The sequence below is a fragment of the Streptomyces sp. NPDC088812 genome (genome assembly GCF_044750285.1).
Classification (GTDB): domain Bacteria; phylum Actinomycetota; class Actinomycetes; order Streptomycetales; family Streptomycetaceae; genus Streptomyces.
This window is the reverse complement of sequence record NZ_JBIVJP010000001.1, coordinates 226,735-243,342: the sequence shown is the minus strand read 5'-3', so window position 1 is coordinate 243,342 and position 16,608 is coordinate 226,735. Positions and strand designations below refer to the sequence as shown.

Sequence of the window (16,608 nt, the reverse complement as noted above, 5' to 3'; positions counted from 1 at the left end):
AGCGGTACGCGTCACTCCGCCGGGGAGAAGAAGGTCACAGCCGCGCCCTCTGCTGCTCGTTGACCGCTCTGCCCTAGCATCCGGGCATGACGGTCCTGCCTGACGACGGGCTCGCGCTGGCTGCCGAGTTCCCCGACGCGACGCATGAACAGTGGCAGCAGCTGGTGACGGGTGTCCTGCGCAGGGCGGGCCGGGACGTCACGGGCGACGCGGCCGAGGACGCCCTGGCCGGCGTGCTGGAGGACGGGCTCGGGGTCCGGCCCCTGTACACCGCGCGCGACACCGCGCCCGACCCGGGTCTGCCCGGCTTCGCGCCGTTCGTGCGCGGCGGACGGGCGGAGGGCAACACGGTCGGCGGCTGGGACGTGCGCCAGCGGCACACGGCGGTGGACGGCGGCGCGGTCCTCACCGACCTGGAGAACGGTGTCACCTCCCTGTGGCTGGTCCTCGGCGAGGGCGGCATCCCGGTGTCGGCGCTCGGCCGGGTGCTCGACGGCGTCCACCTCGACCTGGCGCCCGTCGTCCTGGACGCGGGCGCGGAAACCGGCCCGGCCGCACGGGAGTTGTGGCGGCTGTACGAGGAGCGGGGGGTCGACGCGGACGCGGTGCGCGGCAGCCTGGGCGCCGACCCGCTGGGGCACGAGGCGCGCACCGGACGGCCCTACGACGTCCCGGCCGTGGCCGCGCTCGCACGGGAGTGCGCCGAGCGGTACCCGCGGCTGCGGGCGCTGACCGTGGACGCGCTGCCGTACCACGAGGCCGGCGGTTCGGCCGCGCAGGAGCTGGGCTGCTCGCTGGCGACCGGCGTGGCGTATCTGCGCGAGCTGACCGAGGCGGGGCTGAGCGTCGAACAGGCGTGCGGGCAGCTGGAGTTCAGGTACGCGGCCGGCGCCGACCAGTTCCTTACCATCGCCAAGCTGCGGGCCGCGCGCCGGCTGTGGGCGCGCGTCGCCGAGGTGTGCGGGGCGACGGGGGCGGGTGCCCAGCTCCAGCACGCGGTGACCTCGCCGGTGATGATGACGCGCCGTGACCCGTGGGTGAACATGCTGCGCACGACCATCGCCACCCTGGCAGCGGGTACGGGCGGCGCGGACGCCGTCACCGTGCTGCCGTTCGACCACGCGCTCGGTCTGCCGGACGCGTTCGCGCGGCGCATCGCCCGCAACACCTCCACGATCCTCATCGAGGAGTCCCACCTCTCCCGGGTGATCGACCCGGCGGGCGGCTCCTGGTACGTGGAGCGGCTCACCGACGAACTGGCCCGGGCGGGCTGGGAGTTCTTCCGCACCCTGGAGCGGGCCGGCGGTCAGGCCGCCGCCCTGCGCTCCGGGCTGGTGCGGGAGCGGCTCGCCGAGACGTGGGCGGTGCGCGCCGCGAAGCTCGCCAAGCGCCGGGAACCGGTCACCGGCGTCAGCGAGTTCCCGCACCTGGCCGAGCAGCCGCTGGTGCGCGAGCCCGCGCCCGAACCGCCGTCCGGCGGTCTGCCGCGGGTGCGGCGCGACGAGGCGTTCGAGGCGCTGCGCGCCCGTTCCGACGCCCACCTGGCCGCCACCGGTGCCCGGCCGCGCGTGTACCTGGCGGCCCTCGGCCCGGCCTCCGCGCACACCGCGCGGCTCTCCTTCGCCGCGAACCTGTTCCAGGCGGGGGGCATCGAGCCCGTCACCGAGGGCGGCTTCGAACACAGCGGGGCCGGCGAGGTCTGTCTGTGCTCCAGCGACGCGCTGTACGAGGAGCGGGCCGAGGCCGCCGCCCGGGAGCTGCGGGCGGCGGGCGCCGCGCACGTGTTCCTCGCGGGCCGTCCCGGACCGTACGAGGGAGTCGACACCTACGTCTTCGCGGGCTGTGACGCCGTCACCGTGCTCGCCGCCACGCTCGACCGCATGGGAGTGTCCTGATGTCCGTCTCCTCCGGCCCTTCCGTCCCCGACTTCTCCGGGATCGAGCTGGGGACCCCGACCGCCGGCGTCGGGCCCGACGAGTGGCGCGCCGCCGTCAAGAAGGTGACCGACGGGACGGACCTGCGCTTCGAGACGCCGGAGGGCATCGCGGTCAAGCCGCTCTACACCGGGCAGGACCTGGAGGGCCTGGACTTCCTCGGCACCTATCCGGGCATCGCCCCGTACCTGCGCGGCCCGTACCCGACGATGTACGTCAACCAGCCCTGGACGATCCGCCAGTACGCGGGCTTCTCCACGGCGGAGGAGTCCAACGCGTTCTACCGGCGCAACCTGGCGGCCGGGCAGAAGGGCCTGTCGGTCGCCTTCGACCTGCCCACGCACCGGGGGTACGACAGCGACCACCCGCGGGTGACCGGTGACGTCGGCATGGCGGGCGTGGCGATCGACTCCATCCTCGACATGCGGCAGCTCTTCGACGGCATCCCGCTGGACCGGATGACGGTGTCGATGACGATGAACGGCGCCGTGCTGCCGGTGCTCGCGCTGTACATCGTGGCGGCGGAGGAGCAGGGCGTGCCGCCTACGATGCTGGCCGGGACCATCCAGAACGACATCCTCAAGGAGTTCATGGTCCGCAACACCTACATCTACCCGCCGAAGCCGTCGATGCGGATCATCTCCGACATCTTCGCCTTCACCTCGCAGCGGATGCCCCGCTACAACTCCATCTCCATCTCCGGCTACCACATCCAGGAGGCGGGCGCGACGGCCGACCTGGAGCTGGCGTACACGCTGGCCGACGGCGTGGAGTACATCCGGGCGGGGCGGGAGGCGGGCCTGGACGTGGACGCGTTCGCCCCCCGGCTCTCCTTCTTCTGGGCGATCGGCATGAACTTCTTCATGGAGATCGCCAAGTTGCGCGCGGCGCGCCTGCTGTGGGCCAAGCTGGTCCGGCAGTTCGACCCGCAGAACCCCAAGTCGCTGTCGCTGCGCACCCATTCGCAGACCTCCGGCTGGTCACTGACCGCCCAGGACGTGTTCAACAACGTCACCCGGACGTGTGTGGAGGCGATGGCGGCGACCCAGGGCCACACCCAGTCGCTGCACACCAACGCCCTCGACGAGGCGCTGGCGCTGCCCACCGACTTCTCGGCGCGCATCGCCCGCAACACCCAGCTGCTGCTCCAGCAGGAGTCCGGCACGACGCGGGCCATCGACCCGTGGGGCGGCAGCGCGTACGTGGAGAAGCTGACGTACGACCTCGCCCGCCGTGCCTGGCAGCACATCCAGGAGGTGGAGCAGGCGGGCGGCATGGCGCAGGCCATCGACGCCGGCATCCCCAAGCTGCGGGTGGAGGAGGCCGCCGCGCGCACCCAGGCCCGGATCGACTCGGGGCGCCAGCCGGTCGTCGGGGTGAACAAGTACCGGGTGGAGAGCGACGAGCAGATCGAGGTCCTCAAGGTCGACAACTCCTCGGTGCGCGGCCGGCAGATCGAGAAGCTGCGGCGGCTGCGGGAGGAGCGCGACGAGGGGGCCTGCCGGGACGCGCTGGACGCGCTGACGCGGGCCGCCGGGAGCGACGGCAACCTGCTGGAGCTGGCGGTGCGCGCGGCCCGCGCCAAGGCGACCGTCGGGGAGATCTCCGACGCCCTGGAGAAGGTGTACGGGCGGCACGCGAGCCGGATCCGTACCATCTCCGGCGTGTACCGCAACGAAGCAGGGGAGTCCCCTTCCGTGGACCGCACCCGCGCGCTGGTGAGGAGCTTCGAGGAGGCGGAGGGCCGCCGCCCGCGCATCCTGGTCGCCAAGATGGGCCAGGACGGCCACGACCGCGGCCAGAAGGTGATCGCCACGGCCTTCGCCGACCTCGGCTTCGACGTCGACGTCGGCCCGCTGTTCCAGACCCCGGCCGAGGTGGCCCGCCAGGCCGTCGAGGCGGACGTGCACATCGTCGGGGTCTCGTCGCTGGCCGCCGGGCACCTCACGCTCGTGCCGGCGTTGCGGGAGGAGCTCGCCGAGGAGGGACGCGAGGACATCATGATCGTCGTGGGCGGGGTGATCCCGCCGCAGGACGTGCCGACACTGCTGGAGATGGGCGCGACGGCCGTGTTCCCGCCCGGCACGGTGATCCCGGACGCGGCGTACGACCTGGTCGAGCGGCTGTCCGGCGAGCTCGGGCACGGCCAGTAGCGCCGATGGCAGCGATCGAGCTCGACACCTATGTGAAGGGTGTGCTCGCCGGGAAGCGGGCCCTGGTGGCCCGCGCCATCACCCTCGTCGAGTCCACCCGGCCCCAGCACCGGGCGCTGGCGCAGGAGTTGCTCACCGAGCTGCTCCCGCACGGCGGCCGGGCGCGGCGGATCGGGGTGAGCGGGGTGCCCGGGGTGGGCAAGTCGACGTTCATCGACGCGTTCGGCACCCTGCTGACCTCGCTCGGGCACCGGGTGGCGGTGCTCGCCGTGGACCCGTCCTCCACTCGCACCGGGGGCTCGATCCTGGGCGACAAGACCCGGATGGAGCGGCTGGCGGTGGACCCGGCCGCCTTCGTGCGCCCCTCCCCCAGCGCGGGCACGCTGGGCGGGGTCGCCAAGGCCACCCGTGAGTCGATGGTGGTCATGGAGGCGGCCGGCTACGACGTGATCCTCGTGGAGACCGTCGGCGTCGGCCAGTCCGAGACCGCGGTCGCCGACATGGTCGACTCCTTCCTGCTGCTCACGCTGGCCCGCACCGGCGACCAGCTCCAGGGCATCAAGAAGGGCGTGCTGGAACTGGCCGACGTGATCGCCGTCAACAAGGCGGACGGCCCGCACGAGCGCGACGCCCGCGCGGCGGCACGGGAACTGGCGGGCGCGCTGCGGCTGATGCACGGCGGAGACGCGTTCTGGACCCCGCCGGTGCTCAGTTGCAGCGCCCGGGACGCGGCCGGACTGGACACCGTCTGGGAGCGGCTCGAACAGCACCGCTCGCTGCTCGACTCGACCGGCCGCCTCGCCGCCAAGCGCCGCGACCAGCAGGTCGGCTGGACCTGGGCGATGGTCCGCGACGAGCTGCTCGGCCGGCTGCACGCCGACCCCGCGGTGCGCGCGGCCGCCCCCGTCCTGGAACGACAGGTCAGGGACGGCGAGTTGACGGCCACGCTGGCCGCCGAGCGCATTCTGGCCGCTTTCCGGGGGAGCGACCGGCCCTCGGGGTGAGGGCCGGGTGCCGGGCGCGCGCCGAAGCGGGGGCCGTCCGCCGTGCGGCTCAGGTCGCGGTCGCCGCCGCCGCGGCGCGGCCCGCCGCCCGGCCGGAGAAGAGGCAGCCGCCGAGGAAGGTGCCCTCCAGAGAGCGGTAGCCGTGCACCCCGCCGCCGCCGAAGCCGGCGACCTCACCGGCCGCGTACAGTCCGGCGACCGGGTCGCCGGAGGCGTTCAGGACCCGTCCGGAGAGATCGGTCTGGAGGCCGCCGAGGGTCTTGCGGGTGAGGATGTTGAGGCGTACGGCGATCAGCGGGCCGGCGTCCGGGTCGAGGATGCGGTGGGCGGAGGCCGTACGGCTGAGGGAGTCCCCCGGGTAGGCGAGGGCGTTGCGGATGCCCATCACCTGTACGTCCTTGGTGTACGGGTTGTCGATCTCACGGTCGCGGGCCTCGATCTGCCGCTTCAGCCCGTCGAGGTCGATCAGGCCGGTCCCGGTCAGTTCGTTCATCCCGGCGACCAGGTCGGGCAGGGTCGTGGCGACGACGAAGTCCTCGCCCTTCTCCTTGAACCGCTCGATCGGCTCGGGGGTCTGCCAGATGCGGGAGAGGAGCTTCCAGACGTTCTTCTCGGTGAGATCGGGGTTCTGCTCGGAGCCGGAGAGCGCGAACTCCTTCGCGATGATCTTCTGGGTGGTGACGAACCAGGAGTGGTCGTATCCGGTGTCGGTGATCGACTTGAGGGTGTGGAGGGTGTCGTAGCCGGGGATGTCGGGGCTGTTGAAGCGCTTGCCCGTCGCGTCGAACCACATCGAGGACGGTCCGGGCAGGATGCGGATGCCGTGGCCCGGCCAGATCGGGGCGTAGTTGCGCAGGCCCTCGGTGTAGTGCCACATCCGGTCGGGGTTGACGATGCGGCCGCCCGCCTTCCCGGTGATCCCCAGCATGCGGCCGTCCACGTGGGCGGGCACACCGGTGATCATGGAGCGGGGCGGGGTGCCGAGCCGGGCGGGCCAGTTCTGCCGGATCAGGTCGTGGTCGGCGCCGATGCCTCCGGAGGTGACGATCACCACGGGGGCGCTCAGTTCGAACTCGCCGACCACGGTGCGGGAGGTGGGTTCGCCGCGCGCCGCGCCGCTGGGTTCCAGGACGGCGCCGTGCACGCCGGTGACGGCGCCCCCGGTCGTCACGATGCCGTCGACCCGGTGCCGGAAACGGAAGGACACCGTCCCGTCCGCGACCGCGGCCCGCACCTTCTTCTCGAACGGCTCGACCACCGCCGGTCCGGTTCCCCAGGTGACGTGGAAGCGCGGCACGGAGTTGCCGTGCCCGTCCGCCAGGCCGCCGCCGCGCTCGGCCCAGCCGACGACCGGGAACCACTGCACCCCGAGTCCGGCCAGCCAGGACCGCTTCTCCCCCGAGGCGAAGTCGACGTACGCCTCGGCCCACCGGTAGGCCCAGTGGTCCTGGCCGGCAGGGTCGTCGACGCCGCGGTCGAAGCCGGCCGTGCCGAGCCAGTCCTGCCAGGCCAGGTCCTTCGAGTCCTTGATGCCCATCAGCCGCTGCTCCGCGGAGTCCACGAGGAACAGCCCGCCGAAGGACCAGAACGCCTGCCCGCCCAGGTTGGTCTCGGGCTCCTGGTCCAGGAGCAGCACCTTCCGTCCGGCCGCGGCCAGTTCCGCCGTGGCGACCAGCCCGGCCAGCCCGTGGCCCACGACGATGGCGTCGGCGTCGGCCGACGCGGCGGTCGCGGCGAAGGCGGGGCCCGCCGCCTGGGCGAGCGCGGCGCCGGCGAGCGCACCTCCCGCGACGGTGAGGGCGTGGCGGCGGGTGATCCCCGCGGAGGACGCGGCGGCGGGGCCGGGATGCGCTGCGGGCTCTGGTCTGTTCTCCATGACCTGCCTTCCGGAACGGGGCGACGGGGCGGAGGGTGCGCGCGGTGCACCTCTCAGGGGCCTCGGTGCACCTCTCAGGGGCCTCGGAGAAACCTGGGAGGTGCCCGGGAGAAAGGGGTTACCTGCGGTAGCAGTTACCGAAGGTAGCTCACGGTGTACCGGTGCGCCAGAGTGATGCAGCAGAGCATCCGGCCGTCCTGCGGACCGCCGGTAGCGGCCCTGCCGGCTCCGGCGGGACGAGGTCGACGCCTTGCCGGGTGCGGTGGGCGGGCACCGGGTGCGGCGGGGTGGGCGGGCGTCATGCCGGACGGCGGCACGGGCGCGGCGGCGGGCAATGGCCGGCGTCCGGCCCGGCCCGCGCGGCAAGCGATAGTCGGCGTCCGGCCCGGTCCGCGCGGCAAGCGATAGTCGGCGTCCGGCCCGGTCCGCGCGGCAAGCGATGGTCGGCGTCCGGCCCGGTCCGCGCGGCAGGCGATGGTCGGCGTCCGGACGGGTCCGCGCGGCGCCCGGCCGTTCGGGCCCGGCCCGGTGGGGGCCGTTCGTCACGGTGTGCCGCTGGCCTCCACCACCAGGGCGAGCACGGCGTCGGGGCCGCCCTCGGCCAGCGCCCGGCGCTGGCGGTCCGCGCCGGTGCCCTGCCGCAGGAGGCGGTGCACGAGGGCGGTGACCTCGCGGGTGTCACCGGCCGCGTCCAGCGCGGGACCGACGTGCTCCAGCAGCCCGGACACCACGTCGCCCGCCGGACGGCGCCGGCCGGCGGTGTCGATCAGCTCGCCGCCCAGTCCGTGGCGGGCCGCCTGCCACATCGCCCCCTGCACCAGCTCGGGATGCTGGTCGACCACGGGACGCCCCTCCCACGCCTCGCACACGGCGGTGTCCACCAGCGCGCGCAGCAGACCGGCGAACATCACGGCGTCGTCGGCGCGCAGTTGTACGTCCATACAGCGCACCTCGACCGTGGGGTAGCGCTCGGACAGCCGGGCCTGCCAGTACACCTGCCCGGCGTCACCGATGACGCCGGTGGACAGCAGCCGCCGTATCCGCGCGTCGTAGTCCCGCTCGTCGGCGAAGTGCGGCGGGACGCCACTGACCGGCCAGCGGCCGAAGACGACGGTGCGCCAGCTGGCGAAGCCCGTGTCGCGTCCGTCCCACAGCGGGGAGTTCGCCGCCATGGCGGTCAGCGTCGGGAGCCAGCCCCGGATGCGGTTGAGCACCTCCACGCCCGCCTGCCGGCCGGGAACGGCGATGTGCACGTGCATGCCGTCGACCATCTGCTCCGCGACCAGTTGCGGCGCCTGCCGCTGCATGATCCGGTAGCGGGTCTTGCCGGTGACCGGGACGGGGGTGTCCTCCCGGAACAGCGGGGTGCCGCTGGCGATGATCCGGCAGCCGTGCGTCTCCGCGGAGCCGGCCACGGCGTGCCGCAGACGCAGCAGGTGCCCGCCGACCTCGTCCAGGGCGTGGCACACCGGCGTGGCCACCTCGATCTGCGCCTGCAACAGCTCCGGCTGGATCTCCCGCGCGGCGACGAACGGTTCCAGCCCGGCCGCGGCCCGGACCTTCTCCGCGTGCGGCATCAGCCGGCCTGTGACCGGGTCGACCAGCAGGTACTCCTCCTCGACACCCACCGACGCCATCGCCGACCCTCCGTTCCCGCCACGCGCCGCCCGGGCGGGGCGGACACGCTCCGGGCCGGACACCCGCTGACGAGGGTGCCCGGCGTCTCCCCCGCTGCCTGAGGATGCGCCGTATGGCGGAGTCCCGCAACCGCACCCGTTCGGATCGGGCCGCGGGCCGGTCGGCGCGGGCGCCGCCGGAGCGAGGCCGCGCACGAGCCCGCGCGAAAAAGCCGGGCGGGCGGGGCGGGAGACGCCGCGAGACGGGGTCGGCAGACGCCGGAGGACGGGGCGGCAGACGCCGAGGCAGGGTCGGGAGACGCCGCGAGGTCGGACGCGGCAGACGCCGCGAGGCGGGTGCGGCAGACGCCGGAGGGCGGCGGTCCGCGGGGGTGACGGCTCGGCCATCGCGTTTTCCCCCGACCCGCGCGGTTACCCATGCAGTGGCGTGTCGGGCGGGCAGCTGTGATCAGCCCGGACGGACGGGCCGAGACGAAGAGGCAGCACGCGGCAGCGGGAACGGAGTGCCCATGGCCAGCACGAAGGTGTCCGACTACATCCTCCAGCGGTTGCGCGAGTGGGACGTGGAGCATGTCTTCGCCTACGCCGGCGACGGCATCAACGGTCTGCTGGCGGCCTGGGGGCGCGCCGGGAACAAGCCGAAGTTCGTGCAGGCGCGGCACGAGGAGATGGCCGCCTTCCAGGCCGTGGGGTACGCCAAGTTCTCCGGCCGGGTCGGTGTGTGCGCGGCCACGTCCGGGCCGGGCGCGATCCACCTGCTGAACGGGCTGTACGACGCCAAGCTCGACCACGTGCCGGTCGTGGCTCTGGTCGGTCAGACCAACCGCAGCGCCATGGGCGGCTCGTACCAGCAGGAAGTGGACCTGCAGAACCTGTTCAAGGACGTCGCCTCGGAGTTCTGCGAGACGGCGATGGTGCCCGAGCAGTTGCCGAACCTCATCGACCGGGCCCTGCGCACCGCGTACGCCAAGCGCACCGTCACCGCGGTCATCCTCCCCGCCGACGTGCAGGAACTCGACTACAGCCCGCCCACCCACGCCTTCAAGATGGTGCCCTCCAGTCTCGGACTGGGGCGCTACGCGCCCGTGCCGGCCGACGAGGACGTCCAGCGGGCCGCCGACGTGCTGAACGCGGGTGAGAAGGTCGCCGTGCTGATCGGTCAGGGCGCACGGGGTGCGCGCGCCGAGGTCGAGCGGCTGGCGGACGTCCTCGGCGCGGGCGTGGCCAAGGCCCTGCTGGGCAAGGACGTCCTGCCCGACGACCTTCCCTATGTGACCGGTTCCATCGGTCTGCTCGGCACCCGCCCCTCCTACGAGCTGATGCGGGACTGCGACACCCTGCTGATGATCGGCTCCAGCTTTCCGTACACGCAGTTCATGCCGGAACTGGACCAGGCGCGGGCGGTGCAGATCGACATCGACCCGCACATGATCGGCCTGCGCTACCCGTTCGAGGTGAACCTCGTCGGCGACGCCCGCGAGACGCTGCAACGGCTGCTGCCACGCCTGCACCGCAAGGAGGACCGCGCCTGGCGGGAGAAGGTCGAGAAGAACGTCGCCCGCTGGTGGGAGGTGATGCAGCGGCGCGCCGCCGTGGACGCCGACCCCGTCAACCCCGAGTACGTGGTGCACGCCCTGGACGGCAGGCTGCCCGACGACGCCATCGTCGCCGCCGACTCCGGTTCCGCCGCCAACTGGTACGCCCGCCACCTGCGGCTGCGCGGCCGGATGCGGGGCTCGCTGTCCGGCACGCTGGCGACGATGGGGCCGGGGGTGCCGTACGCGATCGGCGCGAAGTTCGCCCACCCCGACCGGCCGGCGATCGCCCTCGTCGGCGACGGCGCCATGCAGATGAACGGCATGATGGAGCTGGTCACCGCCGCCAAGTACTGGCGTGAGTGGTCCGATCCGCGGCTGATCGTGGCGGTGCTGAACAACGGTGACCTCAACCAGGTCACCTGGGAGATGCGGGCCATGTCCGGCGCCCCGCAGTTCGAGGAGTCGCAGGCCATCCCGGACCTGCCCTACGCGGAGATCGCGCAGCGGATCGGCCTGGACGGCGTGCGGGTGGAGAAGCCCAAGCACGTGGAGGCCGCCTGGGACCGGGCGCTCGCCGCGGACCGGCCCTTCGTCATCGACTTCCGCACCGACCCGGCCGTCCCGCCGATCCCGCCGCACGCCTCCCTGGACCAGATCGAGGCGGCCGCCTCCGCGATCCTGCACGGCGACAGCGACCGCGGCTCCATGATCAAGCAGGGCTTCAAGGCCAAGGTGCAGGAGATGCTGCCGGGCAGCCGGCACCGGGCCGACCGCCCCGGTGCGGGACGGCACGACAGCGGCTCCGAGCACGCGTGAACCGGGCGGCGGCGTCCGCGGTGGTGCGCGACGGCCCGGTCGTGGAGCGGCTGTCCGTCTCCGCCTACCGCGTCCCCACGGACCTCCCCGGCGGTGACGCCACCCTGACCTGGGACGCCACCACCCTGGTCGTCACCGAGGTCACCGCGGCGGGCCGCACCGGCACCGGCTGGACCTACGGGTCGGCCGCCGCCGCACAGGTCGTCGCGGACGAACTGGCGGGCCTCGTCGTCGGGTTCGACGCCTTCGACGTGCCCGCCGCCAACGACCGGATGAGCCGGGCCGTGCGCAACACCGGCCGGCCCGGCGTCGCGGCCGGAGCCGTCTCCGCGGTCGACACCGCCCTGTGGGACCTCAAGGCCCACCTGCTCGGCCTTCCCCTGGTGCGGCTGCTGGGCGCGGCCCGCGACGAGGTCGCGGTGTACGGCAGCGGCGGCCTCACCACGTACGACGACGACCGGCTGGAGGAGCAGCTGCGGGGCTGGGCCGAGCAGGGCATCGACCGCGTGAAGATCAAGGTCGGTGAGTCCTGGGGCAGCCGCGAGGCCCGTGACCTGCACCGGGTCCGGCTGGCCCGGCAGACCGTCGGCGACGGGGCGGAACTGTACGTCGACGCCAACGGCGGCTACACCCGCAAGCAGGCCGTGCGCATGGCCTCGGCCATGGCGGACCTCGGCGTCGTCTGGCTGGAGGAGCCCGTCTCCTCCGACGACCTGGCCGGGCTGCGGGAGGTGCGGGACGCCGTCACCGCGGACGTCGCGGCGGGTGAGTACGGCTACGACCTGCCGTACTTCGCACGGATGGCCGCCTCGGGCGCCGTCGACTGCCTCCAGGCCGACGTCACCCGCTGCGGTGGCGTCACCGTGTGGCTGCGCGCCGCCGCCGTCGCCGAAGGACTGGGGCTGCACATCTCGGGCCACTGCGCGCCCCATCTGCACGCCCACGTCGCCGCCGCCGTGCCCAACACCCGCCACCTGGAGTGGTTCCACGACCACGTCCGGATCGAGACCATGCTGTTCCACGGCACGCTCGACCCCGAGGGGGGAACCGTCACGCCCGGCGCCGGCGGGGAGCCGGGGCACGGCCTCACCCTCGACCGGACGGCCGCGGAACGCTACCGCACAACATGAGCATGAGCGTATGAGCATGAGCGGCGGCGGCCCGGACGGCCCCGCCGCGCTCATCTCCACGCACGGAGGGAAGCAGCCACGCCCGGTGCGCGGAAGCCCCCCGTCATCGCCGCCGTGCGGGCCGTGAGCGGCGCAGCACCGCCCGCACGGCCAGCGACGCGCCGGCCAGTCCGGCGACGCCCAGGGGCAACAGGGGCAGCAGGGCCCGCGGCCCCGGGGCGGACGGGCGTTCGGGGTCGGCGTCCCGTCCGCGGAGGGCGGCCGCCAGGACCTCCGCCAGGTGCAGCGGGGTGCGTCCGGTGCCGGCCTGCTCGACCTGGGTACGACAGCTGAAGCCGTCGGCGAGGACCAGTGTCGCGTCGTCCGCCGCGCGCACGGCGGGCAGCAGCCCGGCCTCGGCGCAGGCCATGGAGACCTCGTAATGGCCCTTCTCGAAGCCGAAGTTGCCGGCCAGTCCGCAGCAGCCCGCGTCCAGCACGTCGGCGTCCACTCCGGCCCGCTCCAGCAGCTCGCGCTCCGCGTCGAAGCCCATGACGGCGTACTGGTGGCAGTGCCGCTGCACCACCGCGCGCGCGTCGACGGCCGGGGGCCGCCAGTCGCCGGCCCGCTCGACGAGCAGTTCGGCGAGGGTGCGGGTCTGTTCCCGCAGGCGCCCCACGTCGGGGTCCTTCGGCAGCAGTTCGGCCGCGTCGGAGCGGAAGACGGCGGTGCAGCTGGGTTCGAGTCCCACCACGGGGGTGCCCCGGCGCAGGTCCGCGCGCAGGACGTCGAGGGTGTGACCCAACACCCTTTTGGAGACGGTCAGTTGTCCGGTGGAGATCCAGGTCAGTCCGCAGCACACCGCGGCGTCGGGCACCTTGACGCGGAAGCCCGCCGCCTCGAGGACCTCGACGGCGGCCCGGCCGACGGCGGGGTGGAAGTGGTCGGTGAAGGTGTCGGGCCAGACCACGACCTCGCCCCGGTGGCCGTCGCCGCGCGGCCCGCCCCGCTCACGCCACCAGTCGGTGAACCGCTGCTCGGCGAAGACGGGCACGTCCCGCTCGGGGGCCACGCCGCCGAGTGCCTTGGCCGTGCGGGCCACCCAGGGCACCGACGTCAGTGCGTTGACGGTCCTGGGGGCGCGGGCGACGACCCGGGCCACCGCCGGCAGCCAGCCCATCGAGTAGTGCGCGAGGGGCCGCGGCCGGCCCTTGTAGTGGTGGTGCAGGAACTCGGCCTTGTAGGTGGCCATGTCGACGTTGACCGGGCAGTCGGTCTTGCAGCCCTTGCAGGCGAGGCAGAGGTCGAGCGCGTCGTGCACCGCGCGTGACCGCCAGCCGTCGGGGATCGGCGAGTCGTTGCGGACCATCTCGAACAGCAGGCGGGCCCGGCCCCGGGTGGAGTGCTCCTCCTCGCGGGTGGCCCGGTAGCTGGGGCACATCACACCGCCCTCGGAGGAGCGGCACTTGCCGACGCCGACGCAACGGGCGGCGGCCCGGCTGAACTTGCCGTCGTCGTGCGGGAAGGCGAAGACGGTCTCCGGCTCCCAGGGCAGGTGGTCCGCGCCCAGGCGCAGATTCTCGTCCAGGCGGTACGGCAGGACGATCTTCCCGGGGTTCATGCGGTTACCCGGGTCGAACAGCCCCTTCAGCCGCTCGAACCCCTCGATCAGTTCCGCGCCGAACATCTTCACCAGCAGCTCGCCCCGGGACTGGCCGTCCCCGTGTTCCCCGGACAGCGATCCGCCGTAGGACACGACCAGGTCGGCGGCCTTCTCCACGAAGGCGCGCATCCGGCCGACGCCGTCTTCCGACTCCAGGTCGAAGGGGATACGGGTGTGCACGCAGCCGTGGCCGAAGTGGCCGTACACGGACGGGTGTCCGTAGTCGAACTCCTCGTACAGTCGCTTGAGGTCACGCAGGTAGTCGCCGAGGCGGTCGACCGGGACCGCGGAGTCCTCCCAGCCCTCCCATGTGTCGGGTTTGCCGGGCACGTGCGCGGTGGCTCCCAGGCCGGACTCGCGGACCAGCCACAGTTCGTGCACGTGCTGCTCGTCGTCGTACCACGTGTGGTCGACGTCGTCCGGCTTGGCGTCGATCAGCGCCCGGGCCTTGGCCTCGACACCCTCACGCGTGTCCGAGGTGAACTGCACCATCAGGTAGGCCCGGCCGTCGGGCAGCTCCTTCAGCGCCTCCGGGTTGAGGTGCTTCTCCTGCTGGAAGTGGATCAGCTGGTGATCCACGCCCTCCAGGGCCGCCGGCTCGTGCTCCAGGACAGCCGGCACGTGGTCGGCCGCCTTGCAGATGTCCTCGTAACCGAGCACGACCAGGGCGGTGTGCTCCGGCACGGGCACCAGTTCCAGCTCCGCGCGCAGGACGGTCACCAGCGTGGATTCGGAACCGGTCAGGAGCCCGGCGATGTCGAAGCCGTGCTCGGGCAGCAGCGAGTCGAGGTTGTAGCCGGACACCCGCCGCGGAATGTCGGGAAAGCGCTCGCGCACCGGTCCGGCGTACCGGTCCCGCAGGGCCACCAGTCCCCGGTACAGCTCGGCCTCCCGCCCCTCGGCGCCGGCCAGCCGTTCCCGTTCGCCGTCGCCGGTCCGGCCCACCCACATCCGCACACCGTCGTAGGTGAGCACCTCCAGACGGTGCAGGTTGTCGACGACCTTGCCGTACGCCTGGGCGGTCGACCCGCACGAGTTGTTGCCGATCATCCCGCCGATGGTGCAGTTCGCGTGGGTGGACGGCCGCGGGCCGTACTGGAGGCCGTAGGCGGCCAACTGCCGGTTCAGGTCGTCCAGGACGATGCCCGGCTCGACCACGCAGCGCCGGTTCGCCGGGTCCACGGACAGCAGCCGGTTGCAGTACTTGCTCCAGTCGACGACCACCGCGGTGTTGCAGCACTCGCCGGCCAGGCTGGTGCCGCCGCCGCGGGAGAGCAGCGGCGCGCCGTGCTCCCGGCACACGGCCACCGCCTCCACGGCCGCCTCCACCGTCCGCGGGAGGACCACGCCGAGGGGGACCTGCCGGTAGTTGGAGCCGTCCGTCGAGTACGCCGCGCATGTCCCGGTGTCGAAGCGGACCTCGCCGTCGACGCGGGACCGCAGATCCCGTTCGAGCGCGTGGACGTCCACCTCGTCACCGGGCGCGGAGGGGCGGCGGACGACGGGCAGGGGCAGATCGACCGGGTCCATGAGCAACCTTCCTGGGCGCACGCACTGCCCCGACCGTGTATCCCCGGCCGGACGGGGACAAACCGACGGTGCGGCGTTCGGCCCACCGGGCCGATGCCGTCGGCACGGCGGCGGCTTCCTCGGGCCCGGCACGGCCCTGGGCGCCGCGGTCTCGGGGAAGCGCGTGCAGGGCGCCGCGGTGGAAGACGATCGACGTGGTGGCGGCCGTCCCGTCCAGGGCGGTCACCCGCGCCAGGGCGAAGTGGTGGTCGCGGAGCTTGCGTATCTCCTCGACCCGGCAGTCGAGCCAGGGCGCCACACCGGGCAACAGCGGGTTGCCCGAGGGGGACGTACGCAGGGCCAGCCCGGCGAACTTGTCCGTGCCGCTCGACGCGAACCGTGCGCACAGCTCCTGCGGGCCGCCCGACAGGCTGAGCCCTCTCTTCGATCCCCACGGCACCGAGACACGGGAGATCGATCTGACCCGGTTGGTGAAGTCCACCCGGTCTCCCTTGGCGGACATCGCGCAGGGCTGCCCGCTGGTCATGGTGGTCGACGATCTGCACGAGGCGGACGACGCCCTGCTCGACTTCATCTGCGCCGTGAGCAGCGAGGCGGCCGAGGGGACCTTGTTCATCGCGGCCGCGGCCCGCCCCGGACTCTTCGCGCGGCGGCCCGGGTGGGGTGGCGGGACCCCACACTTCTTGACGATCTCCATCGACGCTTCGGAGTCGGCCCACCAGCCGCTGACGAATTCCCGGGCCCAGCCCGCGGAGCCGCCGGTTCCCGCATTCGTCGACTGCATGCCCTGACTCCGTGTCCACTCACGCTGAGGGGCCACGTCCGGGACGGCGTTCTCGGACGTGGTGGCGCACACCAGCCTGGTCGGCGCGGTGATCCTGGGCGTCGGGACGGTCGTGGTGGCGGCGCTGCTGCCTGGCAGGCGGAAGGCCGCCGCGACGGGCGCGGCCGCGACGGGCGGGTGGGACCGCGCGTCGCGAGCAGCCGCGTCCCGTCGAACGGGCGGCTCGCTGAGGTGGTGCTTGCGGTCACCGGGGCCGGTCGCCCGTCGGCACGGGTGACCGGCACGGGTGACCGGCGCGGGTGACCGGCGCGGGTGACCGGCACGGGTGACCGGCACGGGTGACCGGCGCGGAGGCCGGCCGGTGCCCGTCGGCGCGTGCGCCCGGCGAGGAGGCCGGAGGGACACCCGCCTGCCCAGCCGACGAGAGGTACCCATGCCCCATCGGTCCGCCCCCTACCGGACCGTCCCATCCGGTCCATCCACCGACGGTCCGCGCCCACCGGTCCATCCCCACCGGTCCATCCCCCACCGTTCCGCCCCCACCGGTCCATCCACCGGCGGTCC

10 protein-coding genes and 1 pseudogene are annotated in these 16,608 nt (G+C 73.4%); 7 read left to right on the top strand and 4 right to left on the bottom strand.

Translation table 11 applies throughout. From position 1 onward, the window contains the following. Positions 1-86: 86 nt before the first annotated feature. From ACIP67_RS01090 to meaB, 3 genes are read left to right on the top strand one after another with little or no spacing between them, the layout of a single operon-like run. Entirely contained in the window at positions 87-1,895 is a 1,809-nt protein-coding gene (locus tag ACIP67_RS01090) for a methylmalonyl-CoA mutase family protein (RefSeq protein WP_401685456.1), read from the top strand. Beyond that, positions 1,895-4,087 (top strand): methylmalonyl-CoA mutase, encoded by a 2,193-nt coding sequence (gene scpA, locus ACIP67_RS01085; RefSeq protein ID WP_401685453.1) that lies wholly within the window; start codon positions 1,895-1,897, stop codon positions 4,085-4,087. The genes ACIP67_RS01090 and scpA overlap by 1 nt, the downstream gene beginning before the upstream one ends. Before the next feature lie 5 nt (positions 4,088-4,092). Next, complete coding sequence (gene meaB / locus ACIP67_RS01080; protein WP_401685451.1) at positions 4,093-5,091, top strand: methylmalonyl Co-A mutase-associated GTPase MeaB; 999 nt, start codon at positions 4,093-4,095, stop codon at positions 5,089-5,091. A gap of 49 nt (positions 5,092-5,140) precedes the next feature. On the opposite strand, the gene ACIP67_RS01075 is transcribed toward meaB, so the two are convergent. Next, positions 5,141-6,967, bottom strand: coding sequence for an FAD-binding dehydrogenase (locus ACIP67_RS01075; RefSeq protein WP_401685448.1), 1,827 nt, complete (start codon positions 6,965-6,967; stop codon positions 5,141-5,143). A gap of 542 nt (positions 6,968-7,509) precedes the next feature. Continuing rightward, on the bottom strand, positions 7,510-8,604 hold the full coding sequence (locus ACIP67_RS01070) for a glutamate--cysteine ligase (protein ID WP_401685445.1): 1,095 nt from the start codon (positions 8,602-8,604) through the stop codon (positions 7,510-7,512). Between the two features lie 509 nt (positions 8,605-9,113). Here ACIP67_RS01070 and ACIP67_RS01065 point away from each other — a divergent pair. Both ACIP67_RS01065 and ACIP67_RS01060 read left to right on the top strand, forming a co-directional pair. Beyond that, positions 9,114-10,958: a thiamine pyrophosphate-requiring protein gene (locus tag ACIP67_RS01065; RefSeq protein ID WP_401685442.1), complete on the top strand. Its 1,845-nt coding sequence runs from the start codon at positions 9,114-9,116 to the stop codon at positions 10,956-10,958. Then, entirely contained in the window at positions 10,955-12,088 is a 1,134-nt protein-coding gene (locus ACIP67_RS01060) for an enolase C-terminal domain-like protein (RefSeq protein ID WP_401685439.1), read from the top strand. Before ACIP67_RS01065 ends, ACIP67_RS01060 begins: the two co-directional genes overlap by 4 nt. 103 nt (positions 12,089-12,191) lie before the next feature. On the opposite strand, the gene ACIP67_RS01055 is transcribed toward ACIP67_RS01060, so the two are convergent. Continuing rightward, positions 12,192-15,260, bottom strand: a complete 3,069-nt coding sequence (locus ACIP67_RS01055; protein WP_401685436.1) for an FAD-binding and (Fe-S)-binding domain-containing protein — start codon at positions 15,258-15,260, stop codon at positions 12,192-12,194. Next, positions 15,205-15,762, bottom strand: coding sequence for a flavin reductase family protein (locus ACIP67_RS01050; RefSeq protein ID WP_401685433.1), 558 nt, complete (start codon positions 15,760-15,762; stop codon positions 15,205-15,207). The genes ACIP67_RS01055 and ACIP67_RS01050 overlap by 56 nt, the downstream gene beginning before the upstream one ends. Between ACIP67_RS01050 and ACIP67_RS01045 the strand changes: the two genes are divergently transcribed. Then, positions 15,752-16,051, top strand: a complete 300-nt coding sequence (locus ACIP67_RS01045; protein ID WP_401685430.1) for a hypothetical protein — start codon at positions 15,752-15,754, stop codon at positions 16,049-16,051. The genes ACIP67_RS01050 and ACIP67_RS01045 overlap by 11 nt on opposite strands. 33 nt (positions 16,052-16,084) lie before the next feature. Beyond that, positions 16,085-16,321 (top strand): annotated as a pseudogene (locus tag ACIP67_RS01040) (hypothetical protein); the annotation flags it as partial. Positions 16,322-16,608 lie beyond the last annotated feature (287 nt).